The 25,072-nt window shown below is 64.8% G+C and carries 26 protein-coding genes; 7 read left to right on the top strand and 19 right to left on the bottom strand.

Annotated features, from left to right (window positions below; genetic code table 11):
• Nucleotides 1–31: 31 nt before the first annotated feature.
• Nucleotides 32–673, bottom strand: a complete 642-nt coding sequence (locus tag AB4Y36_RS24315) for a glutathione S-transferase family protein (protein ID WP_368684331.1) — start codon at nucleotides 671–673, stop codon at nucleotides 32–34.
• Between the two features lie 126 nt (nucleotides 674–799).
• On the opposite strand from AB4Y36_RS24315, the gene AB4Y36_RS24320 reads away from it, so the two are divergent.
• Nucleotides 800–1,744, top strand: coding sequence for a LysR family transcriptional regulator (locus AB4Y36_RS24320; RefSeq protein WP_069262137.1), 945 nt, complete (start codon nucleotides 800–802; stop codon nucleotides 1,742–1,744).
• Nucleotides 1,745–1,791: 47 nt separating this feature from the next.
• Here AB4Y36_RS24320 and AB4Y36_RS24325 read toward each other — a convergent pair whose 3' ends face one another.
• The 5 genes from AB4Y36_RS24325 to AB4Y36_RS24345 all read right to left on the bottom strand — a co-directional run bounded on the left by AB4Y36_RS24325 (nucleotide 1,792) and on the right by AB4Y36_RS24345 (nucleotide 6,994).
• Nucleotides 1,792–3,030: an FAD-dependent oxidoreductase gene (locus tag AB4Y36_RS24325; protein ID WP_368603172.1), complete on the bottom strand. Its 1,239-nt coding sequence runs from the start codon at nucleotides 3,028–3,030 to the stop codon at nucleotides 1,792–1,794.
• A gap of 194 nt (nucleotides 3,031–3,224) precedes the next feature.
• Nucleotides 3,225–4,499: a DUF2252 family protein gene (locus AB4Y36_RS24330; RefSeq protein ID WP_368684332.1), complete on the bottom strand. Its 1,275-nt coding sequence runs from the start codon at nucleotides 4,497–4,499 to the stop codon at nucleotides 3,225–3,227.
• 122 nt (nucleotides 4,500–4,621) lie between these two features.
• Nucleotides 4,622–4,990 (bottom strand): DUF2784 domain-containing protein, encoded by a 369-nt coding sequence (locus AB4Y36_RS24335; RefSeq protein ID WP_342948162.1) that lies wholly within the window; start codon nucleotides 4,988–4,990, stop codon nucleotides 4,622–4,624.
• Between the two features lie 52 nt (nucleotides 4,991–5,042).
• Nucleotides 5,043–6,098 carry a hypothetical protein gene (locus AB4Y36_RS24340; protein WP_368684333.1) on the bottom strand — a complete coding sequence of 352 codons (1,056 nt, stop codon included), beginning with the start codon at nucleotides 6,096–6,098 and terminating at the stop codon, nucleotides 5,043–5,045.
• A gap of 299 nt (nucleotides 6,099–6,397) precedes the next feature.
• On the bottom strand, nucleotides 6,398–6,994 hold the full coding sequence (locus tag AB4Y36_RS24345; protein WP_368684334.1) for a DUF1571 domain-containing protein: 597 nt from the start codon (nucleotides 6,992–6,994) through the stop codon (nucleotides 6,398–6,400).
• A 104-nt stretch (nucleotides 6,995–7,098) separates the two neighbouring features.
• On the opposite strand from AB4Y36_RS24345, the gene AB4Y36_RS24350 reads away from it, so the two are divergent.
• The 5 genes from AB4Y36_RS24350 to AB4Y36_RS24370 all read left to right on the top strand — a co-directional run bounded on the left by AB4Y36_RS24350 (nucleotide 7,099) and on the right by AB4Y36_RS24370 (nucleotide 12,675).
• Nucleotides 7,099–7,590 carry an SRPBCC family protein gene (locus AB4Y36_RS24350; protein WP_368684335.1) on the top strand — a complete coding sequence of 164 codons (492 nt, stop codon included), beginning with the start codon at nucleotides 7,099–7,101 and terminating at the stop codon, nucleotides 7,588–7,590.
• 112 nt (nucleotides 7,591–7,702) lie between these two features.
• Nucleotides 7,703–8,176 (top strand): bacterioferritin, encoded by a 474-nt coding sequence (locus AB4Y36_RS24355; protein ID WP_069262423.1) that lies wholly within the window; start codon nucleotides 7,703–7,705, stop codon nucleotides 8,174–8,176.
• Between the two features lie 25 nt (nucleotides 8,177–8,201).
• Nucleotides 8,202–8,888 (top strand): ABC transporter ATP-binding protein, encoded by a 687-nt coding sequence (locus AB4Y36_RS24360; protein ID WP_368684396.1) that lies wholly within the window; start codon nucleotides 8,202–8,204, stop codon nucleotides 8,886–8,888.
• A gap of 3 nt (nucleotides 8,889–8,891) precedes the next feature.
• Complete coding sequence (locus tag AB4Y36_RS24365; RefSeq protein ID WP_368684336.1) at nucleotides 8,892–11,525, top strand: FtsX-like permease family protein; 2,634 nt, start codon at nucleotides 8,892–8,894, stop codon at nucleotides 11,523–11,525.
• Nucleotides 11,526–11,529: 4 nt separating this feature from the next.
• Nucleotides 11,530–12,675: a lipocalin-like domain-containing protein gene (locus AB4Y36_RS24370; RefSeq protein ID WP_368684337.1), complete on the top strand. Its 1,146-nt coding sequence runs from the start codon at nucleotides 11,530–11,532 to the stop codon at nucleotides 12,673–12,675.
• Nucleotides 12,676–12,680: 5 nt separating this feature from the next.
• Here the strand turns inward: AB4Y36_RS24370 and AB4Y36_RS24375 are convergent, their stop codons facing one another.
• The 8 genes from AB4Y36_RS24375 to AB4Y36_RS24410 form a co-directional block, all read right to left on the bottom strand.
• Nucleotides 12,681–13,526, bottom strand: coding sequence for a GNAT family N-acetyltransferase (locus tag AB4Y36_RS24375; RefSeq protein ID WP_368684338.1), 846 nt, complete (start codon nucleotides 13,524–13,526; stop codon nucleotides 12,681–12,683).
• A gap of 5 nt (nucleotides 13,527–13,531) precedes the next feature.
• Nucleotides 13,532–13,939 carry an OsmC family protein gene (locus tag AB4Y36_RS24380; protein ID WP_368603165.1) on the bottom strand — a complete coding sequence of 136 codons (408 nt, stop codon included), beginning with the start codon at nucleotides 13,937–13,939 and terminating at the stop codon, nucleotides 13,532–13,534.
• 63 nt (nucleotides 13,940–14,002) lie between these two features.
• A complete protein-coding gene (locus tag AB4Y36_RS24385) occupies nucleotides 14,003–14,569 on the bottom strand; it encodes a hypothetical protein (RefSeq protein ID WP_368684339.1) in 567 nt (188 codons plus the stop codon).
• Nucleotides 14,570–14,707: 138 nt separating this feature from the next.
• Nucleotides 14,708–14,926: a DUF2945 domain-containing protein gene (locus AB4Y36_RS24390; RefSeq protein ID WP_069262129.1), complete on the bottom strand. Its 219-nt coding sequence runs from the start codon at nucleotides 14,924–14,926 to the stop codon at nucleotides 14,708–14,710.
• A gap of 140 nt (nucleotides 14,927–15,066) precedes the next feature.
• The gene (locus AB4Y36_RS24395) at nucleotides 15,067–16,647 is read right to left on the bottom strand and encodes an isocitrate lyase (protein WP_368617511.1); all 1,581 of its coding nucleotides are present in this window, start codon (nucleotides 16,645–16,647) and stop codon (nucleotides 15,067–15,069) included.
• A 364-nt stretch (nucleotides 16,648–17,011) separates the two neighbouring features.
• Entirely contained in the window at nucleotides 17,012–18,319 is a 1,308-nt protein-coding gene (locus AB4Y36_RS24400) for a chloride channel protein (RefSeq protein WP_368684340.1), read from the bottom strand.
• 90 nt (nucleotides 18,320–18,409) lie between these two features.
• Nucleotides 18,410–18,829 (bottom strand): MarR family winged helix-turn-helix transcriptional regulator, encoded by a 420-nt coding sequence (locus AB4Y36_RS24405; RefSeq protein WP_368684341.1) that lies wholly within the window; start codon nucleotides 18,827–18,829, stop codon nucleotides 18,410–18,412.
• Between the two features lie 174 nt (nucleotides 18,830–19,003).
• Complete coding sequence (locus tag AB4Y36_RS24410) at nucleotides 19,004–19,456, bottom strand: Lrp/AsnC family transcriptional regulator (RefSeq protein WP_069262125.1); 453 nt, start codon at nucleotides 19,454–19,456, stop codon at nucleotides 19,004–19,006.
• 123 nt (nucleotides 19,457–19,579) lie between these two features.
• Between AB4Y36_RS24410 and AB4Y36_RS24415 the strand changes: the two genes are divergently transcribed.
• Nucleotides 19,580–20,206, top strand: a complete 627-nt coding sequence (locus AB4Y36_RS24415; RefSeq protein ID WP_342948156.1) for a LysE family translocator — start codon at nucleotides 19,580–19,582, stop codon at nucleotides 20,204–20,206.
• Between the two features lie 32 nt (nucleotides 20,207–20,238).
• On the opposite strand, the gene AB4Y36_RS24420 is transcribed toward AB4Y36_RS24415, so the two are convergent.
• From AB4Y36_RS24420 to AB4Y36_RS24440, 5 genes are all read right to left on the bottom strand, one after another.
• Nucleotides 20,239–20,667 carry a hypothetical protein gene (locus tag AB4Y36_RS24420; RefSeq protein ID WP_368684342.1) on the bottom strand — a complete coding sequence of 143 codons (429 nt, stop codon included), beginning with the start codon at nucleotides 20,665–20,667 and terminating at the stop codon, nucleotides 20,239–20,241.
• A 71-nt stretch (nucleotides 20,668–20,738) separates the two neighbouring features.
• Nucleotides 20,739–22,097 carry an epoxide hydrolase family protein gene (locus AB4Y36_RS24425; protein ID WP_368617515.1) on the bottom strand — a complete coding sequence of 453 codons (1,359 nt, stop codon included), beginning with the start codon at nucleotides 22,095–22,097 and terminating at the stop codon, nucleotides 20,739–20,741.
• Nucleotides 22,098–22,249: 152 nt separating this feature from the next.
• A complete protein-coding gene (locus tag AB4Y36_RS24430) occupies nucleotides 22,250–23,185 on the bottom strand; it encodes an NAD(P)H-binding protein (RefSeq protein ID WP_342948153.1) in 936 nt (311 codons plus the stop codon).
• 78 nt (nucleotides 23,186–23,263) lie between these two features.
• Nucleotides 23,264–24,256, bottom strand: coding sequence for a carbon-nitrogen hydrolase family protein (locus AB4Y36_RS24435; protein WP_069262121.1), 993 nt, complete (start codon nucleotides 24,254–24,256; stop codon nucleotides 23,264–23,266).
• Between the two features lie 49 nt (nucleotides 24,257–24,305).
• The gene (locus AB4Y36_RS24440) at nucleotides 24,306–24,782 is read right to left on the bottom strand and encodes a MarR family winged helix-turn-helix transcriptional regulator (protein WP_069262120.1); all 477 of its coding nucleotides are present in this window, start codon (nucleotides 24,780–24,782) and stop codon (nucleotides 24,306–24,308) included.
• Nucleotides 24,783–25,072 lie beyond the last annotated feature (290 nt).

Consider the following 25,072-nt stretch of genomic DNA (forward strand, 5'->3'; position numbering starts at 1 on the left):
CGGCCTCGGGGTGACGGCGTGCGAGTTTCGTTCAGGCGGCGAGCAGGCCCGCTTTCGTCGATGGCATCGGCACGAAGCCCGGCAACGCGGCGACGCGCTCGAGCCATGCGCGCAGATGAGGATACGGCTCCAGCGACACGCCGCCTTCAGGTGCATGCGCAATGTAGGTATGCGCGGCAATATCGGCGATCGTCACGTGATCGCCCGCGGCGAACGGCTTGTGTGCGAGTTCGGCATCGAGCAACGGCAGCAGCGTCTGCGCGATTTGCTGGGCGTGCGCCAGATCGAGATCGCGCTTGAATACGTTGACGAGACGCGCGGCGCACGGGCCGAACGCGATCGGACCGGCTGCGAGCGACAACCAGCGTTGCACGGCTGCCGCGCCAGGCGGATCGTCCGGCAGCCACGACGGCTCGCCGTAGCGCTTCGCCAGATAGACGAGGATCGCGTTCGAATCGAACAACACCGTGTCGCCATCGACGATGGTCGGCACCTGGCCGAAGGGGTTCAGCTTCAAATACTCGGGCTGGCGGTGCTCGCCCGCGGCGAGATCCACCGGCACGATCTCGAACGGCAGATCCAGCATCGAAAGGAACAGCCGGACGCGGTGTCCGTGGCCGGAAAGCAAGGCCGTATACAGGCGAATCGGCGTGGTGGGACGGGCGGTTGGCATCTTGTTCTCCACAACGAAAGCGCTTCGGGATGAAGCGACAGGGAGTGTTCAGATTAGGCAATGGCTGCGCGCGCGAGAAGACTGCTAAGCTTGCATTCATTTTCTATCGAAAGTGGACAATCGCCGATGACGGATGTACGCGACGTGAATCTGAACCGGCTGGCGGTGTTCGTCGCCGTGGTCGAAGCGGGATCGCTTACGGCGGCGGCTGAGCGGCTCGGCATCGCCAAGACGATGGTCAGTGCGCATATGCAGCGCCTCGAACGCGAGATTGGCGCGAGCCTGATCACGCGCACCACGCGGCAGCTATCCGTGACCGATACAGGCCGTGCGTTTTACGACGCCAGTTGCCGCATCCTGCAGATGACGGAAGAGGCACTAGCGGCCGTGTCGGAGGAAGCCGCGCCCCCTCGCGGCACGCTGCGAGTGAGCGCGCCTGTCGACTACGGCGCGCAGATCGTCGCGCCCGCGCTCGTCGATCTGCGTGACGTGTATCCGGAACTCGACATCGAACTGGTTTGCGCCGATCACTATGTCGACCTGATCGGCGAGGGGATCGATCTGGCTGTGCGGCTGGGCAATCTGCCCGACTCGAACTACCGCTCGGTGAAGCTAGGAAGCTACGTGCGTTGGCTGGTCGCGAGCCCCGCGTTCGTTGAGCGCCACGGCATGCCGAAGTCGCTGAACGCATTGGCGTCTTTGCCACACATTGCGATGAGCGTGCTGCGGCATCCGTCGACGCTCGAGTTGACGCGCGATGCCGGGCGGCCCGCGGTGGGCCGCGTCAGCCACGACAAAGCCGTGCGCCGGGTGCGCTGCGCGAATGCGCTGAGCGTGAATACGGCGACGTCGGCGCGCGCGGCGGTCCTCGCGGGTGGCGGGTTTGCCGCGCTGACCGACTTCTCGACGCGCGCGGATCTTGCGTCCGGCGCGCTCGTGCGCTTGCTGCCCGAATGGTCTGGCGTACCTTTGAATGTGCAGGCCGTGTTTGCACCGACGAGCTATCCGTCGGGCAAGGTGCGGGCGGTCATCGAAGCACTGAAGGCGACGATCGCGAAGAGTGCCGCGTAGGCGTGCCAGGCCGCTCACGCCCGTGGCGTTGAACATGCGCCGCGCGATCAGCCCGGAGGCAGAAAACGATCCTCGACGAAGAACCGTCGGCGAGCCTCTTCATCCGATGGCGTCTCCGGGCCGAGCCCCGGCAGATCGGGCGCGCGATCGGGCTCCATGGCGAAACACGGCAGGATGCGGGCGCGGCGCTCGTCAGCGCTCGCGCCGCGTTCGTACAGCAACTGGGTGAGCCAGTCCAGTACGCGGTGCAGGGCGCCGTAATAGCGGTCGTGCTCGAAGGCATACGCATGCGCGGCGGCTTCCCAGTCGTCGTTTGCGAGCAGACGGTCGAGCAGCACCCTGACGTCGCGCAGCGTCAACGACAACCCGCATCCCCATGACGGGTCGCTGGCCGCCGCCGCGTCGCCGATCAGCACCACGCTGCCGTTGCAGGGATGCTCGACCCAGATGTCCGCGCCGGGATAAGCCGCGAGCGGGCCAACCACACTCGCGCGTTCGAACCAGTCGCGCGGCACGCCCGTGTCGACACAGGCGTCGAGGAACTCGCGGGTATGCCCGCTGCCGCTGATGGGGTGCGCGCGCTGCCCGACCCATGAGACGAAGTACGTCCTGAACCGCTGATGCCCGATGGGAAAAACCAATGCGGCCTGTCCCAGCGCTGGGCACTGGAAGTGGTGTACCGAATCTTCCGGCGTGTCGAGCCCTTCGTAGAGCACACCCGCCACGATCAGCCGCCCGGGATCCTGGTTGAGCGTGAAGCCGGCGATTCTGCGCACCGTCGACCTGCGTCCGTCCGCGCCCACCACGAGCCGGGCTTTTACCCGATGTGTGCCGCCATCCGTGCGAATCTCGGCGACAGGCGGCTTGCCTGGCGCATCGCCCTGATCGACGCGCACGACCTCGGCGCCGCGCAGCACGATGGCCCCCGATGACTCGGCCGCGTCGAGCAGCGTGCGCTGCATCGACGGATGATAAAAGTCCAGACACGGGGTGTGCCCGGGAGTGGTATCCGCGAGGTTGCGCGATTCGGCTGGCACCAGTCCGCTGTATCGCCTCCAGAACGGAACCACGTGCGCCCCGTCATCACGGAGCAGCCGATCGATGCCGAGCGCGCGGGCTTCGACGACACCCCAGGGCATCATGCCCTCGCCGCGCACGCGGTCCCTGAACGACGTCTCGCGTTCGACGATGAGCGTGCGCACGCCGGCGCCTGCGAGTGCACGGCCAAGCGTTGCGCCGCCAAGACCGCCGCCCGCGATCACGATGTCGTAGCTGCCCTGTGTCATTTGAAAACCTCCATGCCATGGCGGCGACGCGAACCCGGACGTCAGCAAACCGACGGCGCATGAGGCGCTTGAGCGTGCGTGCCGCGAGGCGTGCGGATAGCGCTATTATGCGACTCGCATACGCTGTGGAGGCAAGATTCGATGGTCGGGATGCGAAGCATCTGGACGACGAGGTCGAGCGTCGGGAGGCTGCCTCAATTCACGCCGGTGGCATAGCGGCGGCAATGTTCGAGATAGCCGGCTTCGTGGCTGCTCGCCAGTTGCACGATGCTTGTCCAGAGCCACAGGGGCGCATCGATCGTCTTCGAGCGAGCGCGCCGGAGTTCGGCGAGCCAGCTGCGCCGCGTCGGCGGGTCCATCTGGCGTGCGTGCGCGTTGCCGACCACCGCCGCGAGATAGAACGCGACCTTGCGCGCCTCGCTCTCTTCGAGCTCATCGATTTCGAGCTTGAGATCCTGCGGCAGCAATTCGCGAATCACCACGGCGCGATCGAGCAGGCGGGACGCCCGCATGCGCTCGCCGAGAAAGGGCGAGAGATGGCGCGCGCCTTCCGCCACGCGCTCGGCGTTGTCGCGCGGCATCGATGCGTCTTCGTAACGCGGTGCAGCGGCTTTCACACCCTCCTTGATGTCCATGAGACACAGATCGTCGCCATCGATCATGCCGCCGTCGACATCGAGCAGGACTGCATAGCGAAGCCTGCCGAGCGAACTGCAGCCCTTGACCCAATACGCCGCGTCGATCACCTCGACCTTGCCGGCATCGTTGCGGCCGCGCAGGCCCGTGGGCAGACTCGCGATGGCATCGTCGCGAAAGAGCGTGTCGATTGCCCTGCGCTCGGCGCGCGTGAGCGGCCAGAAACGCTTGCCAAGTGGAATGGTGGGTTCGAGATCCTCAATGCGCTCCTCGGCCAGATGCTGCCATGAGCGGCGTACGGCCGCTTTCATCGCCAGATGCACGGGCTCGGGGCGCCCGGACATCTGGACCTTCGCGCGCTTTGGCCCGAACGCCGATTCGTAGCCCGCTGCGAGCGCCTCCATCATGTGCACGATGGTGAGACCGGAAAGCGAGGAGCCGCGTGCCGCGGTCGCCAGCGAGAGGCCGAGGCGGATGAGGTCGTGCGCGGGGTTGCCGATCACGGTCTGATCGAGATCGCGGATATGGACTTCGACCTTGCCTTCCTGATTCGCGACGGGGCCGAGGTTGCCGGTATGGCAATCGCCGCAAATCCAGATCGCCGGGCCGTGTGGCAGCGAGTCGCCGTTCGTCTCGACGATCCATTCGTAGAAGCGGGCCGTATTGCCGCGCACGTAGGCATGAGGCGAGCGCGCCATTTTCAGGCGGCGCTGTCCGGTCAGGATGGCCGCGCGCTCGCGGGGCTTGGGCAGCGCCTTTGACGGCCCGGCGCCTTTCGAAACTTTCGGCTTTGTCCCTTTCGGCAGTTTGTCGCGGCTCTTTTTGCTGGACATGTTCGTCATCCCCTTTTTGCAGGCGTTGATTTGCGTCGACGCCGAAATTAGCGTTTGGGGGGCGAGAGCAAGCGGTGTGCCGCCACTGTCGTTACGGGCTGAAGATCGATGCGCGATTGCCGTCACGAACGCGGCGGGACACGAAACCAGGTGGCTGCCACGACCAGCAGGAATCCTGCATAGGCCGTCGCGAACACCCAGCCGGGCAAGTCGTAGTACAGCAAGTCGCTGACCCAGTACTGGATGAAGCCCCGCGGTCCGGCGTGCCCGGTACGCAGCCAGTCCTCGAGCACCGTGAGCGGACACGGGAGGTCGAGGACCGCAAGAAGGGCGACGACACCGATCGCAAGCAGATGCGTGAGACGGAACACGCGGTTGCGTACCCAGGCGCGCCCGAGCGAGGCGCCCACCCAGATCGCGAGCAAGCCGCCGACGATGAAGAGTACGACCAGTGCATGTAGCACGAGAACGATATTGGCCAGCCAGTTCATGACGATGCTCGCAATTGCCCTCGCCCTGCGATCTGGCTTCGATGATACGTCTTCAAAGATCGATGGGTCGGGGGAGGGCTCCCGCGTTTGGCGTCGTCGCGGTTGCCGTGAACGGCGAATCGAAAGCCGCGTCTTCGATTTCAGGCATCACCAGGTCGTGGTCGCGCCTGGCCTGTTCGGTCCAGATCTGGCTATCGGGAAACCAGAATGCGTTGTTGCGGGGAGGCACGACGAGCCTCACCCGCAGCGACGGATTGAAGATCTTCGACCATCCCGAGAGATAGGAGGGCGTCTTGATCAAATGGCCGCAGTTTGCGAGTAGCAGGCTCGCGACGAGTGCTTCGCGGCCAATTGCGAGTCCGGAATTTCCGCTGAAGTGCACGGGCTTCTCGCCGCTCGCGAGCAGCGTGGCAGGCGCGACGTTGACTGGCACAGTGAAGCCCCACTTCCGGAAGAAGTCGAGGAACGCCTGCTCGTCGCTGGAGACGAAGATGTTCGTGAGCCGGTGATCGTCTGCAAGGGTTTTCTCGACCATGCGGCAAAACTCACTCCAGTCGATCGTATGGGCTTCGAACTTTTTATCTGTGCCGCGAAAATGGACGCCCAGCGTCGAAGCGCCGATATCGAGCCGCTCGCCGATGCGCGCGACTTCCTGCCGGATCGATTCGCGTGGCCGATAGTTCGACAGGAATAGCGCACTCGCCCGTTCCAGCCGGAGGCCGGCTTCGTAACGGCGAAAGCCCAAATCGCCGAGATCGCGCACGATCGACGTTCGCAAACCAGCCCTCGCGGCATCCGGCAGGGCGGACGGTGCGAGGTCTTCGAAGTATTCGGCTAGCCAGTCGATTTTGCCTTGCGCGTCGCCATAGCTTCCACCGCGCGCCGAGATAACGGGCGTCAGACGCTTCTCGTCGCAATACAGGAGGATGCACAGGACGATCTGCATGACGGAAAAGAAGCCGGAATTTGCGCGAATCTCTATGACGAAGTGGCCGCGGTTGAGGCGTTGCTTCGCATGCAGGGACAGGCGGGCCGGCGTATTGAGCGCATTCTTGAAGTCTTCGCTGCGCCGCACCTGTCTTGCGAACTCGATAAGGTTTCTGAACATGCCATGTCCCTTCGATCCAGCGAACGGGGAATACCTTTCGGGCAGAGCGACACCGCTTCCTGTTCGCAGGCGAGCGGGCCGCTCACGGTAGGTTCCGTCGAGGGAATCGCGATTAACTGCGTTAGCAACGATTGGGGGATCAGACGTATATTTCCGACGATAGCTTGCTCGTCGCGCACGCTTGGGCTGGCTGGTTATTTGGCATCCTAAGCGGTTGAGGCATTTTAGGATGTCATGTTTACGCCTTGATTAACCTGAGGATTCAGTGACATCCCCAATGCCAGTGATCGCTTGCGCGACTAGCCGAACGGCCTGAGCTGCGAATCCGGCACGTCGATGCGCAGGTTTTCCATCAGCACCGTTTCGATCGGCTCGCATGACTCGCCCTCGCTCACGACCTTGATGGGCAAACCATGGCTCGAGTCGAACCATAACTCATAGCGGAACACGCCGCTTACGAAGTGTCCGGGCAGGCACGTCACGATCACGTGCGCCGCCTCGTGCGTGCCGATCGCTTCGGTGCCGACGACCTGGGTGTCGCCATGCTCCTGCAGCGCACGGACATTGGCTAGCAGTGCGCCGAGATCGGACTCGTCGACGCGATGACCCTGCGGGCTCTGAATCATGTGATTGTCGGGAGCCAGCGTGAGCTGCGGAAATGTGTCGATACCGAACGGCCAGAGCTTGACCTTGCCCGATTCCGGGTTGAAGGTGAGCGTCGCGCCGCCATGCGGCCGGATGAAGTCCATCCGAACGAAGCCGGGCTTTCGGTAGCCATAGAGGACCTCGACCGTTTCCGCTCGCGCCGATGTCGATTTCAACGTGACCTCGTAGTTTGCGAGCGCATCGAAGCGTGCCTGTGCGACGGCCACGAAATCCCGGTCTGTGAGCGTCATTGGCCCCTCCTATACTCGAAGGTGGAAGATGGGTCATTCTGGAGCACGGCTTCGCATCGCGCAACGCACACCTGGCCCTGGCGCAGACAAGGAGGAAACGAACGATGGCGGAATTCCGTCTGACGACCTCGTGGTGCATCGAGGCGCCGGTGCAGCCGGTATGGGACGCGATCCACGATTCGATGAACTGGCCGAGCTGGTGGAAGAACGTCGAAGCGGTACGCGAGTTGCGGGCGGGCGAGACCGACGGGCTGGGGGCGGTGCATCGTTACACGTGGAAAGGCGTGCTGCCTTATCGCGTGATCATCGACGTTCGCGTCACGCGCGTCGCGCCGCTCCTCGCGCTCGAGGGAGAGGCCAGCGGCGCGCTGGAGGGCGTGGGGCGCTGGTATTTCGCGGCCGACGGCAGCCGCACGATGGTGCGCTACGATTGGCATGTCAGGACGGCCAGTGCGTGGATGAGCGCGCTCGCATTCGCGCCCCTCGTACGGTTGATATTCCGCTGGAATCACGATTCGATCATGCGCGAAGGCGGCCTGGCGCTTGCGCGCCTGCTCGAGGCTCGTTTGATCGATTGCAGCGGCGAACCGCGATAAGTGCAACAATCGAATTCGTCAGTGCGTTTGCACACGCTTTCTGCGAGATTTCCGCGAGACGGAGGTGTTATGAACATTGCCCACCGCTTACTTGCCGTGCATGGGAGGCAACATGACTGAGATCGAGAAGGAGCCCGTCGTCGCCGTGCTGAACAAGATCCTCGAATCCGAGCTGGCGGGCGTTGTGCGGTACACGCACTATTCGTTCCTGGTGTTCGGCTTCGGCCGCATTCCGATCGTCTCGTGGCTGCGGCAGCAGGCGGACGAGTCGCTCCTGCATGCGCAGCAGGCCGGCGAATGGATCACGACGCTCGGCGCGTATCCGTCGCTCGCCATCGGTCCGCTGCTCGATTCCCATACCTTCGATATCGGGGCCATCCTGCGCGAATCGCTCGAGGCCGAACAGATCGCGCTCGGTCTTTACCGCGAGCTGCTTTCGCTCGTGGCAGACCGCTCGGTTGCGCTCGAAGAGTACGCGCGCCAGATGATCCAGGTCGAGGAGCTGCACGCGGGCGAGGTCGACAAGATGCTGCGCCGGCCGGGCACGACCGCGACGTCGCCGCGGCAGGACATGGGGCCCGCCTGACAGGCGCTGCGTTAGGTTCGACATGATGCTGACGCTCGCCAACGTATCGAAGCACTATGACGGCACCACGCCGCGCAACGTGCTGCGCGGCGTGAATCTCGAATTGCGCTCGGGTGAATGCGTCGCCATCATGGGCGAATCGGGCGCCGGAAAATCGACGCTGCTCAATCTCGCGGCCGGTCTCGACCGGCCGGACGCGGGACAGATCGTCTTCGACGGACACGACCTCGGCGCACTCGACGACGACGCGGCCACCCTGCAGCGCCGACAGAAAATGGGCTTCGTGTTCCAGGCCTTCCATGTGCTGCCGAACCTCTCGGCGGCGCAGAACATCGCGCTGCCGCTGCTCCTGAACGGCATGCGGGCGAAAGACGTGCTGGTGCGCGTCTCGTCCGTGCTGCATGCAGTCGGGCTCGGCGGGCGCGAGCGCGCGCTGCCGCGTGAATTGTCGGGCGGCGAGTTGCAGCGGGTAGCGGTCGCGCGCGCGCTCGTGCATCAGCCGCGTCTCGTGCTGGCCGACGAGCCCACCGGCAATCTCGATCACGACACGGCGATGCGCATCCTCGCGCTGCTGCGCGAACTGGCGCAAAAGAACGGCGCGGGCGTGCTGCTCGCGACGCATTCGGTCGCCGTGGCGGCTGCCGCCGACCGCGTGCTGCGGCTCACGCCCGCCGGGCTCGAGCCGTACTCGCCCGGCCCAGGCGGCGCGTAGGCGATGCGCTGGTTCGGTGCCGTGGGTTCATCGCGCGACGCTGCCGCATCGCGTTGCCGGGGCGATCGCACGCCTGCTGGCGGCGTCGGCGCGGCGCTCATCGCCGGGGAAATGCGCGCGCATCCGCTGCGCACGCTGATCGGCATTCTCGCGATTGCCGCGGGCGTCGCGATGGGCTACGCGGTGCAGCTGATCAATCGCGCGGCGCTCAACGAGCTGTCGGCCACTGTCAACTCGCTGATGGGCAATGCGGATATCGAGCTGCGCGGGCCGCGTGCCGGTTTCGATGAAGCGCTGTACCCGCGCATTGCCAGCTTGCCCGAGGTCGCCGCGGTCAGCCCGGTGGTGGAGGTCGATGCGCGCGTCGCGGGACGCGACGAGTCGCTGAAACTTCTCGGCGTCGATGTGTTTCGCGCAGGGTATGTCACGCCGAATCTCGTCGGACGCGTGGAACTGGCCGATCGTACGCATGGCACGCATGGCACGAACGGTACGAAGGCCAGCACGCTCGATCTGCTCGACCCGGACACCGTATTTCTTTCGCCAGCCGCGCTGAGCTGGCTCGCGCTCAAGCCTGGCGATTCGCTCACGGTGCAGGTCGGGCTCGCTTCGGTCGCCCTGCGCGTCGCGGGTGTGTTGCCGGCCTCGGGCGATGCGGTGCGTGTCGGCGTGATGGACATCGGCGCCGCGCAATGGCGCCTGCAGCGGCTCGGCACACTCGAGCGCATCGACATCAAGCTCAAGCCGGGCGTCGATGCCGAAGTGTTGGCGCATTCGCTCGCGCCGCACTTGCCCGCGGGTGTCGCCGCCTTCACACCGGGCGACAACGCCCGGCGCACCTCGATGCTCTCGCGTGCGTATCGCGCGAATCTCAACGTGCTCGCGCTCGTTGCGCTGTTCACCGGGGCGTTCCTCGTCTTCACGATGCAGGCCCTGGCCGTACTGCGGCGTCGTGCGCAGTTTGCGCTGTTGCGCGCGATCGGCGTGACGCAGCGTGGCGTGCTGTGGCTCGTCGTCACCGAGGGCGCGATCCTCGGCGTGCTCGGCGCGGCGGTGGGGCTCGCCATCGGCTTCGCGCTCGCGGCGGCCGTGCTCCGCTATGCGGGCGGCGATCTGGGCGGCGGCTATTTCGAAGGCGTGCAGCCGCGCGTGCATTTCGATGCCATGCCGGCGGCAATATTCTTTGCGCTGGGGATGGCCGCGTCGGTGCTCGGCAGTCTCGCGCCGGCGCTCGAAGCCGCGAGGGCGCGACCCGCGCGGGCGCTGAAGGCGGGCGACGAGGAAGCGCCGGCCGCCCGGCTGCGTACGAAGCGCACGGTCACGGCGGCGCTGCTCGCGATCGCCGCCGGGCTCGTCACCGCGTTATTGCCGCCCGTGGCGGGCTTGCCGGTGTTCGGCTATCTGTCCATCGCGCTGTTGTTGCTGGGCGGCGTGCTGGCGATGCCGGCGCTCGCGCGCGCCGTGTTCGCCGTGCTGCCGCGCTCGAATCATGTCTTGCCGCAGCTCGTGCTGGCGCAGCTCGCCAATGCCCCCGGCCGCGCGACGATCGGGCTCGCGGGCATCGTCACGAGCTTCAGCCTGATGACGGCGATGGCGATCATGGTGTCGAGCTTTCGCGTCGCCGTCGACGACTGGCTGCAGTTGCTGCTGCCCGCGCCGCTCTATCTGCGCGCTTCGCCGGGCGGCGACAGCGCATTCCTTTCGCCGGGCGATCAGGCAGTCATCGCAGCGACACCCGGTATCGCGCGCGCCGAGTTTCTGCGCGCGACGCAAATCTCGCTCGATGCTCGCCTGCCGCCCGTGAGCCTGCTCGCGCGGCCCATCGATGCGCGCAACCCCGCCGCGCGCCTGCCGCTGACGACTGCGCCTCGCGTACCGCAAGCGGGCGAGCCGCCGCCGGTGTGGATCAGCGAGGCGGCCGCCGATCTGTACGGGATGCACACAGGCCAACGCATCACGCTGCCGCTGGCGGGCCAGCGCTTGCCGTTTACGGTGGCCGGCATCTGGCGCGACTATGCACGCCAGTTCGGGGCCATCGTGATCGACGCGAGCGACTATCGACGGCTGACCCGCGACACGCGCGTGAGCGATGCCGCCTTGTGGCTCGACGCGGGCGTGGCGCCGGCGCAAGCGATCGCACGCTTGCGCGAGAGCGTGCATGGCGGGCAGCGTCTCGAGTTCGCGCAGCCGGGCGAGATCCGCGCGGCGAGCCTGCGGATCTTCGACCGCAGCTTCGCCGTGACGTATCTGCTGGAAGCGGTGGCGGTGATCATCGGCTTGTTCGGCGTCGGCGCGAGCTTCGGGTCGCAAGCGCTCGCCCGCACGCGCGAGTTCGGCATGCTGCGGCATATCGGCGTGACGCGTCGCCAGATCGGGCTCATGCTCGCGATGGAGGGTGCGCTCGTTGCGCTGCTCGGCGTGCTTGCCGGCTTGACGCTGGGCCTGAGTCTCGCGATGGTGCTCGTGCATGTCGTCAACCCGCAATCGTTTCACTGGACGATGAGTGTGCATATGCCATGGGGATTGCTGGCGGCGCTGGCCTCGGCGGTCGTCGTGGCCGCCGCGCTCACGGCGCTCCTGAGTTCGCGCGCCGCGATGTCGGTCGATGCGGTGCGCGCTGTGCGCGACGATTGGTGACGCGATGAGACGGCGCACGTTTCTCTTATCGTCGCTCGCCGCGCTGTCGCAAGGCGTTGCATGGGCGCGCATGCCGGATTTTCCGGCGGTGACGAGCGGACAGCCGCTCGTGTTCCCGCGCGACTATGGCGCGCATTCGAGCTACCGCACCGAATGGTGGTACGTGACCGGCTGGCTGCAACCGGACGCCGACGCGGCTGCCGATGCATCGCTGGGCTTCGAAGCGACATTCTTCCGCTCGCGCCCCGCGCTCGACGAAGCGAATCCGAGCCGCTTCGCGCCGAATCAGTTGCTGTTCGCCAACGTGGCGCTGAGCGATCCGCACGCGGGCAAGCTGCAGCACGACCAGCGGATTGCGCGCCGCGGCTTTGGTCTCGCGCAAGCGAGCGAGACGGACACGGCAGTCCGCATCGACGACTGGTCGATCGAGCGCAACACGGATGGCCGCTACCGCCTGAACGTCGCTACGCCCGACTTCACGTTCGCCTTGACTCTGGCGCCGACGCAGCCGGTGCTCGTCAACGGGCAGGGCGGGTACAGCCGCAAAGGCCCGCTGCCGGACGAGGCGAGCTACTACTACAGCGTGCCGTGGCTGCAAGTCGACGGCATGCTCAAGCGCGGTGGTCAATCGACTGGCCATGCCGGGCACGTGCGAGGGCACGCGTGGCTCGATCACGAATGGTCGTCGGCGCCGCTCGCAGACGGCGCGGTCGGCTGGGACTGGATCGGCATCAACTTCGACGACGGCGGCGCGCTCATGGCTTTGCAGATTCGCGACAAGGCAGGCCACAAGTTCTGGGCCGGCGGCACGCTGCGCGCCGCCGATGGCAGCACGCATACGCTATCGCCCGATAGCATCCGCTTCACGCCGCTGCGCCAGTGGCGTTCGCCGCATACCGGTGCACAGTATCCGGTGGCGATGCGCGTCGATGCGCAGGACGTGCATCTGACGCTTGCGCCGCTCATGGACGATCAGGAGTTCGACAGCCGCGCGAGCACCGGCGCGGTGTATTGGGAGGGGGCGGTGACGGCGTTTCAGGCGGACGCGGCGAGCACCGATGCTGAGAAAACCGCGACGAAACCCGCAGGAAGACCGCTGGGACGCGGCTATCTCGAACTCACGGGCTATGTTCAGCGGCTCGAGCTTTAGATCTGTCAACCCAGCTCGAACGACGTCACGCCGAAGACGCGATCGATCGCAATCGCGGGCGCGTTTTTCGTGTACATCCGCGCGGTTTCGAAGACGCTCGTCATACCGTGCCGTTCTGCCAGCGCGACGGCCGCAGGGTTCGTCTCCGGCACGTCGAGCACGATGACCTCGCCCGGCATGCTCGCCGCCAGCGCGCGAAAGAGGCCCGTGGCGACGTCCGCATCGTCGGCGAAGAGCGGCCCGATCTTGCAGCCCGCCTCGCAGCGACGCACGACGCCGTATCCGGCAACGCGGCCCGCCTCGACCGTTGCGAGCGCAACGGCATCCGGCTGCGCAACCCAGGCGCGGAGGAAACGCTCGCGCCCCGCGGGAAAACAGGCGCGATCGTAGGCAAGCAACTGCTCGAACGGCACGTCGGCGGCTGGCACGACACACGCGCACCCGATGCCGCTCACGCGCCCCTGATAGCGGATGTTGCGGTACGCGAGCCGGAATCCGGACTTCCCGTAGTTCGCCTGTTGGGCGACGACGCCATCGAGACCGATGTTACGGTCTCCCAGGTAACGCATGCCGTGCTGCCAGATGCGCATGCCGAAGCCCTTGCCGCGAAATCCGGGTTTCACGATGTAGAGGCCGATGAAGCCAAAGCTGTCGTCGTACGCAACGGCACAGAGGCTCGCGACGGGCTCACCGCGCAAAACGCCGACGAGGAAGCCGTCCGGGTCCGCTTCACGGAAGCAGCGCGGGTCGTGCCACCCGGGGTTCCAGCCCTCAGCGGCTGCCCATTCGACCGCCAGTGCCACCTCGTCGGTCGACATGGTGCGTACGATGAAGTCGCCGGTTTGATCCATGACGTTCATCCAATGCGCAAGGTCGTGTCGATGCGCGTGCCGCGCTTGATGAAGAGCGTGACGGGCGTCTTTTCGCAAATTTCGGCCAGGCGCGCGCGCTGCGCTTCTTCAAGCGGTCCGTCGACTGCGACGCCGCGCCGGATGTACTGGGTCCCGTCGTGATCCGCATGCAGGCTGACCTCGACGGCGATCGCGGCGGCCGGCCAGGTCTTGCGCTGCATGTACATGCGCAGCGTGGCGGCCGTGCACGCGGCAAGCCCGGACAGCACGAACGCAAATGGCGCGGGGCCGCGGTCCTGGCCGCCTTCGTGCGGGCCTTCGTCGCCGGTCAGCGGGTGGCGGCCAGCCTCGATGGCGACGACGTAGTTGGGCGCGTCGGCGGCGAGGCTGGCAGTAGCGGTAGCGAGCGGCATGGGTAACTCCTCGGTGGTGGGGTCTCGCGGGCGATCGCATTAGCGAAGCGGGGGGAGCGTAGCTTACTCGATCGGCTTCCATGGCCAGCCCGTCTTCATCGCAGGCGTAGGTGAAGTTCCGCCGTTCTCCTCGTCATCATCGTTCACCGCTGTCGAGGCGTGCGCCGACTTATCGAGTTCGAGTCCGAACCAGCTGACCTTCTGCCTGACGTAGGCGGCGTACGATGCCCAACCTTGCGGATCGTCCGCGAAGAGTTCGCGCTGCACCGTCGAGGCAAGCTCGACGCGATCGAGTTCGGACTCCAGAAGCGCCCTTGGCCAGCTCGCGTAGGCGCTTGCGGCCCGTTCAAGAAAATCTCTTGCGCGCAAGCGAGGCGACATGTGCTGCAGAAAGGGCAACGCCTGCAGGGAAGGCTCGCGCGAAGCAAGGAGCGCAATGGGCGAAAAGGCTTGAGTCGCGCCGACGTTGCGCATCGCTTCCAGGACATCTCCAAGGTGCAGCAACAGTTCGCGCCGGTCGAATCGGTCGTCCACAATACGTTCCAGGTCATATTCCCCGGCGCGGGCGTACCGCCGGGTGCCGGGGAAAGGGTGATGAGGGGTAACAGCAGGTGCGTTTCGGCAAGCCATCGGCCTGCCCGCACGACAAGTTTACCGACTCATCGTGCACAGTACGTTTCGAGTTGTATCAGGGAACGGAGAGCCTGTCCCTCAAAGAGGTGGTCAAGCTCCGGGGCCGACGAATTCGACCGTGTAATTCCGCGCAGGTCAGTGCTTGTGCACCTTTTCCAGTCCGTCGGCCGGTTGCACCGCGTGCTGACCGTCTTTCTCGCTTTCGACCTCGTAATACGGGTCGTCCTTCGACGCGGCGACAGTGTGGCCTTCCAGTTCCGTATCCCTGATGATCCGGCGGACGACCGTGCCCGTCGTCATGCCTTCCGGGGTGTTCCACGTGACGCGATCGCCTGTTTTGAGTCGATGGGACATGATTGTGCGCTCCGGTGGTTGAATCCCCCTCCGGAGTCGCATTCTTCGTTCCTGCGGCTGAGGTCCCGGCGAGCGATCTCGACGCATAAAAAAACGCCAACCCGATTGAGTTGGCGTTTTTACGTCAGGAATGACAGGTGTCAGAACTGATTCATCGTGTTGTCTTTACCCGCCGCCTTCAGCGCCGCTTCGCCGCTGAAATAGTCCTTGTGGTCGTCGCCGATATCCGAGCCGGACATGTTCTGGTGCTTGACGCAGGCGATGCCCTGACGGATTTCCTTGCGCTGCACGCCAGCGACATAACCCAGCATGCCCTGGTCGCCGAAGTATTCGCGGGCGAGGTTGTCGGTCGACAGCGCAGCGGTGTGATACGTCGGCAGTGTGATGAGGTGATGGAAGATACCGGCTTCGCGCGACGCGTCGGCCTGGAAGGTGCGGATCTTTTCGTCCGCGGCCTTCGCCAGTTCGCTCTCGTCGTACTCCACGCTCATCAGCTGGGCGCGGTCGTAGGCCGACACGTCCTTGCCCGCGGCCTTCATCGCGTCATACGCCTGCTGGCGGAAGTTCAGCGTCCAGTTGAACGACGGGCTGTTGTTGTACACCAGCTTGGCGTTCGGGATGACCTTGCGAATCTCGTTGACCATGCCGGCGATCTGGGCGATATGCGGCTTTTCGGTTTCGATCCACAGCAGGTCGGCACCGTTTTGCAGCGAGGTGATGCAATCGAGGACGCAGCGTGCTTCGCCCGTGCCGGCGCGGAACTGGAACAGGTTGCTCGGCAGGCGCTTCGGACGCAGCAGCTTGCCGTCGCGCTTGATGACGACGTCACCGTTGCCCAGCGCGTCGGCCGCGATTTCGTCACAGTCGAGGAACGAATTGTATTGATCGCCCAAGTCGCCCGGCGTGTGGGTCACGGCGATCTGCTTGGTCAGGCCGGCGCCCAGCGAGTCGGTACGGCAGACGATGATGCCGTCGTCCACGCCCAGTTCGAGGAAGGCGTAGCGGATCGCGCGGACCTTGGCCAGGAAGTCCTCGTGCGGCACGGTGACCTTGCCGTCCTGGTGGCCGCACTGCTTCTCGTCGGACACCTGATTTTCGATCTGGATGCAGCATGCGCCCGCTTCGATGAACTGCTTGGCCAGCAGGTAGGTGGCTTCCGCGTTGCCGAAGCCCGCGTCGATGTCGGCGATGATCGGCACGACGTGGGTGACGTGGTTGTCGATCTTCTCCTGGATGGCCGCCTTGGCCGGGCCAACAGCGGCGTCCAGCTGACGGAACAGGCCGCCCAGTTCACGGGCGTCGGCCTGGCGCAGGAAGGTGTACAGTTCGCGGATCAGCGCGCTGACGGAGGTCTTCTCGTGCATCGACTGGTCCGGCAGCGGGCCGAACTCGGAGCGCAGCGCGGCCACCATCCAGCCCGACAGGTAAAGGTAGCGGCGCTCGGTGCTGTTGAAGTGCTTCTTGATGGAGATCATCTTCTGCTGGCCAATGAAGCCGTGCCAGCAGCCCAGCGACTGCGTGTACTTCGATGGATCGGCATCGTAGGCGGCCATGTCGGCGCGCATGATCTTCGCCGTGTACTTCGCGATGTCGAGGCCCGTCTTGAACTTGTTCTGGGCCCGCATGCGTGCGGCGGATTCGGGGTTGATGGCATTCCAGGCGCTGCCTTGTTTCTCCTTCAAAGCAGCCACTGCCTTGATGTCGTCCTGATATTGAGCCATGTGTATCTCCTAAGTCTCCGAAGAGCAAAGCGCGATTGAATGAAAGGGGTTCAGCGTGCCGCCACGTACGTCGAAGCGAACTGCATGGCTCAATTGTAGGGGCTTCCTGATGCGTCGCAGCAAAGTCTTATATAAGACATATGAGTTATTTATTCGTTATTTATCAACTAGATAGCGAACAATTTTTGCGCTGTAGAACATGTTTTCACAAAGCGAAACGGCGCCGCTTCGGGAATTCAAGCTGAATTTCACGATGTGAAGTGCGCTTTCGGTGGCCGGGGCGGGCGAGCGCGGATGGCTCGAGCAAAGAGAGGCGGGGGTTTGGGTAGACGTCCGTTCTCACGAACGGACGTCTCAGCGCGCGTCACTGCTTCAGATAGCGATGCGCCAGGGCTTCATACAGCGGCGGCGCGAACAGCTTCGAGACCTGGCTCGACACGAGCGCCGTTGCCATCAACGAGATCACGAGTGCGTGCCCGTCGATCATTTCGATGACGATGACGAATGCCGTGATCGGGCTTTGCGTGACGGCGGCCAGATAGCCGACCATGCCGAGCGCGATCAGCATCGGCAGTTGCATCTGCCCGAACACCATGTGCAGCGCATTGCCGATGCCGGCGCCGATCGCCAGCGACGGCGCAAAAAGGCCGCCCGGCGTGCCCGGCAGGTACGAGCCCACCATCGAGGCCATTTTCAGCACAGGATAAGCGGCGCCGAGCTGCGAGTGGCCTTCGAGCATGCCGCGCGCTTCCGAATAGCCGCTGCCGAACAGGTGGCCGCCGCTCGCCACGCCGATCACGGCGATGAACAATCCGCACAGCGCGCCGAACGCTACGGGGCTGTCCTTTCGGAGAGCGAACAAACGGGCCGGCATCCATCGTTCGGTGTTGAGCAGCAGCCAGCAAAACACGCCGCCTGCGAGGCCGGTGATCACGCCGACGAGGATGACGGCGACGGCGAGCAGATCGGGAAAATGGCCGCCGATGGCGATGGTGCCGAAATACACATAGTTGCCTTGCAGCGCGAGTGAGACGACGCCTGCAAAGATGATGGCCGTGATGATCACGCCGCTGGTTTTCGCCTCGAAGCTGCGTGTGAGTTCCTCGATGGCGAAGACCACGCCCGCGAGCGGCGCATTGAACGCAGCGGAAAGTCCGGCGGCCGCGCCCGCGAGCGCGAGCTTGTATTCGAGGCCGACGCCGTACATGCTGCGCAGGCGCGCCGGGTAGAAGCGCCGCAGACTGTACATGAGCGCCGCGCCCACGTGGATGGTCGGCCCTTCGCGGCCAATCGTGAATCCGCCGAGAATCGCGAGAAACGACAGGGCGATCTTGCCGATCAGGATGCGCAGCGTAAGAAGGCGCGGGCCGAGTCCGCGCACATCGTGCAACGTCGCGATGACCTGCGGGATGCCGCTGCCCTCGGAACCCGGAAACCAGCGGCGCGTGGCCCAGACGCTGAACGCGGCGATGGCCGGCGTGATGACAAGCGGCAACCACCCGTTATGGGCGGTCATCTTCACAAAGACGTCGAAGCCGAAGTCGATGAGCCGCGCGTACATGACCGCGATGAGCCCTGTGGCGATGGCGCCGGCCCAGAACACGCCGAAATAGCGCCAGCGCCGATGGCTTCGCATAATCGTGCGCCGATCAAAAATGTTCGAAAATCGCATGGCTGGCCGGAGAAAATGGCATTTAAGGCACATTGTGACATAAATTGCCTTTTCCCCCGCGCCAGACCAATAGATCCGCTGCGGGAAGGGCTAGCTGCCGGCCTCGTCGAACACCCAGCCGAACGCGCCATAGACCGCCTTGTGCTCGGCCGCGAGTTCGAGCAGGAACATCTTGCCCTTCGCCGTGAGATGGACCTGCACCTGGCGCCGGTCGGCGGGATCGGGTTTGCGCGTCACGAGCCCGGCCGATTCGCAGCGCGAGACGAGCGCTGCAGTGCCATTCGGGGCCGCCTGTAACCGCTCCGCGAGTTCGCCGACGGTCGCCCAGTTGCGATCGGGAAAGCCGCATACGTGCAGCAGCAACTGGTACTGGAGCGTCGTGATGCCCGCGGCGTTGGCAATTTCTTCGGACGCCCGCAGAAACTTGCGCAGGTCATACCGGAACGCCGACATCGCTTCGAGTTCGCGCTTGCCTGGCAGCCCGCGTCTGGTTGATTTGCCTGAATTCATGTGCGGTTCCTGATGCGTTGCCGGTCGTGCGGAGTGCCTCGCCGGGCGAAGGGGGTGCTGCGGACCGGTCGTCGGGGAGGTTGTGTCGTACTCAATGCGCAGTTCGCGCAAATCCAGCCAGGAGTGCAAGCAGCGTGAAAAAGGAGGTTCCTTGACGCTAACGTCAAGTCACGATCACAACGGAAGCGGCCGGTCCTGAAAGATGCTCTTCATCACGAGCGTCGACGTCAGCCGCAGTACCGACGGCAGCGGCAGAAGCCGGCGATCATAGAGGGTTTGGAACGCCTTCAGATCCCGCGTGACGACATGCAGCATGTAGTCGGGTTCGCCGAACAGACGCTCCGCGCGCGTGATTTCGGGAATGTCGATGAGCGCGTCCTCGAACGATTGCACGTTCTCACTGCTGCCTTCGCGCAAGGTCGCGAAGACGATCGCGGAAAAATTCAGGCCGACTGCCGAAGCGTCGATCGTGGCGCGGTAACCGCTGATCACCTGCTCGCTCTCCAGCGCGCGCAGCCGCCGCTGGCATGGGGAGACGCTCAAGCCAACCCGCTCGCTCAGCTCGGTGAGAGAAATTCGTCCATCCTGCTGGATCTCAGCAAGAATTTTTCGATCGATCGCGTCCATGCGCTAAATATTAGCGTTCAGCGCCCGCAACACGCAAGACATAGGGAGCACTTTTCGCGTCCCAGGGCCTACCATTTGCGCCTTCGGGCGGTGGCGCCCGCTTGACAGGAAGCGAGTGTAGAAGTGGAAGCCAGTTTGTTGACGGCGTTCTGGATCGTATCGATCTCGCTGGTGATGGTCCCCGGCGCGGATTGGGCGTACGTGATTTCGGCGGGACTGCGCGGCGGCGCGGTTGCGCCTGCCGTTGGCGGCATGCTGGCCGGCTATCTCGCGATCACGCTGATCGTGGCAGCAGGTGTGGGAACGCTGGTGATGAGCGTCCCCGGCGTGCTTCCTGTACTGACTGCCGTTGGCGGGGCCTACCTGGTTTGGTTGGGCATCAGGACATTCATGCGGCCATCGGAACTCCCGGTTGGACAGGCGCAGGACGAGAGCAGCCGGTGGCGATGGTCGTTGCGCGGATTCGCGATCAGCGGTCTCAATCCGAAGGCCATTCTGTTGTTCGTCGCGCTCCTGCCGCAGTTCACGCGGCGCGATGCCTTGTGGCCGGTCTCCACGCAGATCGTGGCGCTGGGTCTGCTGCACATGATCAATTGCGCGTCGGTGTACTCCGTCGTCGGCGTGGGATCGAAGGCCATTCTGACGACCCGGCCAACGGCTGCCCGCAGGGTGAGCCAGCTGTCCGGCGCGACGATGATCGTGGTTGCGGTCATTCTGTTTGCCGAGCAGGCTTTTGCTTTCATGCATTGACGGCCGCAGGCGGCTCAACGCCGCTTGCCGAACTACGCCGTTTTTATGGCCGCCGCTTCCGGTCCGCTCAAATAGTAGTCGCGGAATCGTTCGTCTACCCGCTCCCACATCAGTGCCGAAAATAGCAGCGCAGCCTCGAGCGGTCGATGGTTGATGACGACCGAGTCCGTTTCACCGTTCTCGTTTAAATGCGCGACGACTACGGTCTCGATGGGTTGTCCGTGGATCTGCGACCGGTAGGACTCCAGATAGAGGCTGTCGCCGATTTCCCCTTTGTAGCTGTGATGCTGGAACTCATAGAGAGAAACGGCATGTCTGATCACGGAAAGGATGTCCGCGCGGCCCTCTATCGGACGCTTCAGGACGGTCGCTTCCAGCGTTGCATTGTTTGCCAGTCTCGCCAGCCAAAGCGGCGGCGTGTTTTCGGGCGCCAATACAGGCGCAGTGTCGTTGAATTTCATGTCGGATGTTCCTTCGGTTTCAGGTCGGCGCCGGAAGTCGCGTCCCGGCGCCTTGGAGAGATGGCAGCGCGTTATTGCTGCCGCAGCGGCCGCAAGCCCGCTCGCACCTCTTGCGCGAACAGTTGCGGCTGTTCCCACGCCGCAAAGTGGCCGCCCTTGTCGGGCCGGTTGTAATAGATGAGGTCGTGGTAGGCGCGCTCGGTCCAGCTGCGCGGCGCCTGATAGTTCTCGCGTGGGAAGACGCTCACCGCGGCCGGCACCGATACATCGGCGGCGGCCAGGAAATTGAAGTGCGACTCCCAGTAGAAGCGAGCGGCCGAGATGCCCGTGTTCGTCAGCCAGTAGAGCGTGATGTCGTCGAGGACGTCGTCGCGCGTCATCGCGCCCGCCGATTCGCCGTTGACGTCGCGCCCGTATACGGCCGAGGTGAGCGCCGCGGCCGGCTGGATATAGCCGTCGCCGTGATCGAGCAGCCAGCTGGCCAGCGCGATCGGCGAATCCGAGAGCCCATAGAGCGTTTGCGGGCGCGTGCCCTGTTCGAGCGCGTAGGCGCGCCGCGATTTGGCTGCGCTCGCGAGCTGCTCGTAGGCGTGCTTTTCGTCGTCGCCGAGATTGGTTGGCGGGGGCGAGCCGGCTTGCAGCGCCTTGGCGATTTCGGGCGGAATCGTCGCCGGGAAATTCACGTGAATGCCGAGCAGTTCAGGCGGCGCCTGCTTGGCCATCACGTTCGCGACGATACCGCCCAGGTCGCCGCCTTGCGCCGCGAACTTGTCGTAGCCAAGGCGCTTCATCAGCACGACCCACGCGCGCGCGGTCCGCTCGGGGCCCCAGCCCACTTCGGTCGGCCTGGCCGAGAAGCCATAGCCCGGCAGCGACGGAATCACCAGATGAAAGGCGTCTGAGGCGCTCGCGCCGTAAGCCGTGGGATTGGTCAGTGGATCGATGATCTTGAACTGCTCGATGACCGAGCCAGGCCAACCGTGCGTGACGATGAGCGGCATCGCATTCTCGTGCTTCGAGCGCACATGAATGAAGTGAATATCGAGTCCGTCGATTTCGGTCACGTAATTCGGCAGCGCGTTCAGCTTCGCTTCGCAGCGGCGCCAGTCATAGTCGGTCGACCAGTGGCGGGCGACCTCCTGCATCATTGCGAGCGGCACGCCTTGCGAATCGTCGTTCACTGTTTCCTTGTCGGGCCAGCGCGTGGCCTTGATGCGGCGTCGCAGATCGACGAGCTGCGCTTCGGGCACATGCACGCGCAGCGGGCGAATCGCGGTCTTGTCGCCGTTCGGTGCGGACTTGACTTCGGTGATGCCTTGCAGGGTTTGCGAGAACGCCAGCTGGCTCAGCGAGGCTGCGGCCACGGCGGCCGCGGTCGCGCCCATGAAGCGGCGGCGCGATGGCGACGGGATGAGAAAATCGTCAGACATAGGTACTCCGTTTTCTGATATTGGAGGCAGAGCGTATGGGGATGCTTCGCAATACCAGGCGTAGTGGTGCTGGCGCGCGCATGTGCTGAAGTTTTGCATCGCTCGCCAACGGAATTCGCGCCGGATGTCCCGGCACGCAAACGCACATCGCATCAGGCCGATGTCGTGCCGCTCGAAAATGCAGCGGCGTGGTGCGTCACGAACTCGCGCATGCCGATCGGCGCCTGACCCGTGAGCTTGCGCAGGTCGTCGGTCATGCGGTCGTAGCGGCCTTGCGCATGCAGTTCGGCCATGACCGCGAGATGCTTGACGACGTGCGCGGTTATCCCGAGCTCGCCCAGCTTCGCAGCCCATGCCTCGACGGGCACGTCGCGGTAGCGGATCGTGCGGCCCAGGACCTCGGAGAAGAGACGGGCATAGTGCTCCATATCGCGGGACTCGAGGCCCGTGAGGTGATAGACCTGGCCGATATGTGGCGCCGGATTGTCGAGGATCTCCGCGACGGCACGCGCCACGTCGAGCGACGAGATCGGCGAGGTCCGGCCTTGGCCGAGCGGCAGCACGAGTTCGTCGTGCTTGCGCACGCCCTCTGCCGCTAGAAGCAGGAAGAAGCTCTCCAGAAACACCGTGGGCCGCACGGTGACGACGGGCAGGCCCGACCAGGCGAGCGCCTGCTCGGCGAGCCAGTGCTGCTTTTGCTGCACGCTGTCGGTGGTTTCGGTGATGCTCATCTGCGAGACGGTCATCTGCGACATGTTCACGAACGCTTCCACGCCGTGATGGCGTGCAACGGCCGCTGTGTTGATCGTCGCTTCGAGATACGCAGGCGACACCGACATGCCGAAGTACAGGCGCGAGACGCCTTCCATGGCGCGGTGCATCGAATCGAGATCGGTCAGATCGCCGAGCACGACCTGCGCGCCGAGACGGCGCAGTTCGTCGGCGCGTGCGTCCTCGCGGCGCACCAAGGCGCGCACGCGATGTCCTTTCGCAAGCAGGTTTTCGGTGATGCTGCGGCCGACGGCGCCGATTGCGCCTGCCGCACCCGTGACGAGAATCGGACGGTCATGCTGGCTTTGAGTGGTCATTTCGCTTACCTGTTTCGTAACACTAAAGAGTGTATATACACATTTAGAAAAGAAAGAAACCTGCGCATCAGTGCGCGCTCAGGCAACGATCGTGCGCGGCTCCTCGCCTTCGTTTGCGGTCGCCGTAGCGGCGTGTTGCACACGTTCATGAACGTTCGCCGCCGGTGTGCGGTCGATCTGCAGACTGAGCAGTTCCGGGCGGTTGTAGTGGCCGGCCGCATCCATCAGCATCTTGCGACGGTCGATCAGCGAGAAGTCGAGATCGGCGATGACTTCGCCTTCGCCCTCGCGCAGCGGTTCGCCGATCAGCGTGCCGTCCGGCGCGACGATGGTGGTGAAGCAGCCGCCCGAGATCGGCCCGATCGCGCAGCCCGTGTCGTTCATGATCTGCGCCTGCTGGTCGGCGTCGAGCCACGCGGTTGCGTTCACGACGAAGGCGCCGGATTCCAGCGCGTGCTGGCGGATATTGATTTCCATGCGTTGCGCGAAGCCTTCGCCGAAAGCCGAGCCGGGATACATGGCCGAATGGATCTGCTCGCCGTCGGCGATCATTGCGTAGCGCGCGAGCGGGTTGTTGTGCTCGAAGCAGGCGAGCTGGCCAATGCGGCCCACCTTGCTGTCCACGGCGCGCAGGCCCGAGCCGTCGCCCTGGCCCCAGATCATGCGCTCGAAATGCGTGGGCGTGATCTTGCGGCGGCGCTGGATCAGCGTGCCGTCGGCGTCGAAGAGCAGTTGCGTGTTGTAGATGGTGCCGCCGTCGCGCTCGTTCACGCCGATCGAGACCACCATGCCCGCTTGCCGTGCGGCCTCGCCGATCGCGTCGGTGGCGGGCGAGGGCACCGTCACGGACTGTTCGAGCAGGCGCAGATGCTCGGTGCCCGCTAGCAATTGCATGGGCGTTTGCACCGCGGAAAAGTACGGGTAATACGGCACCACGGTCTCGGGGAACGTGGCGAACTGCACGCCTTTGCGGCCGAGTTCGAGAATCTTCTGCACGACCTTGGCAACCGTTGCCTCGCGGCTGTAGAGCACGGGGCTGATCTGGACGGCGGCGGCTTTGACGACTTTCATTGCAGGCTCCTGATGGTGTTGCATATGCAACATTGACGATGAAGAAAGATTAGACGGTGGCTGACGGGAGATCCGCCGCGATGTTCATGAGCGCGCTCGCGCCCTCGAGGCCAAGCACGCTGGCGGCGCGCTGTTGCGCGGTCGACCACGCAGATCCTGCGGTCTGAAGCAGGGCGCGGCCCGCTTGCGTCACCGAGAGCGCACGGCTGCGGCCATCGCCACCGGGCTCGCCATCGGCGACCCAGCCGTGCGCGATGAGCGGCTGCAGGTTGCGCGTGAGCGTCGTGCGGTCGTGATGATTCTTGCGCCCGAGCGCGGCGCGGCTCAACGGGCCGTACTCCGCGACGAGCACGAGCAGCGAAAGCTGGGATGAGCTGATGCCGAGCGGGCGTAGCGCGTCGTCGTAAAGGCCGGTCAGTACGCGTGCGATCTGCCGGGTGCGCGTCAGCAGGCAGTGGCGGGCGATCTGCGCGCTCACGCCGCCCGATGCTTCAGTGGTATGCGGAACGGTTTCGGTGCAGGACATGTTTCGCGACTCCAGGGTTCGTGCGGGGCGGTTTGCCCGGTTGACGTATTGAAGCGTGCCGATGTATCCCGAACGTGTCGGGAGGGTCGGCTTTGTGTATGTCCATGTTTCCACGCGGCGGCCAGATACATGGCGATACAAAAGCGGTGCGGGGCGGCCAGGAACGGCGTGCCACACGCACTAGCCCGGCATCCGCAACATTCAGACGATTGGGACAGGCGCGCCCGCCCGAACGGCGCGGTGGCTTCAGGATGGCGGCGTGGCGGACGGCTCGTCGGCGGCAGGCGCCG

This window comes from Paraburkholderia sp. BR10936, assembly GCF_040965735.1.
GTDB lineage: Bacteria > Pseudomonadota > Gammaproteobacteria > Burkholderiales > Burkholderiaceae > Paraburkholderia > Paraburkholderia nodosa_A.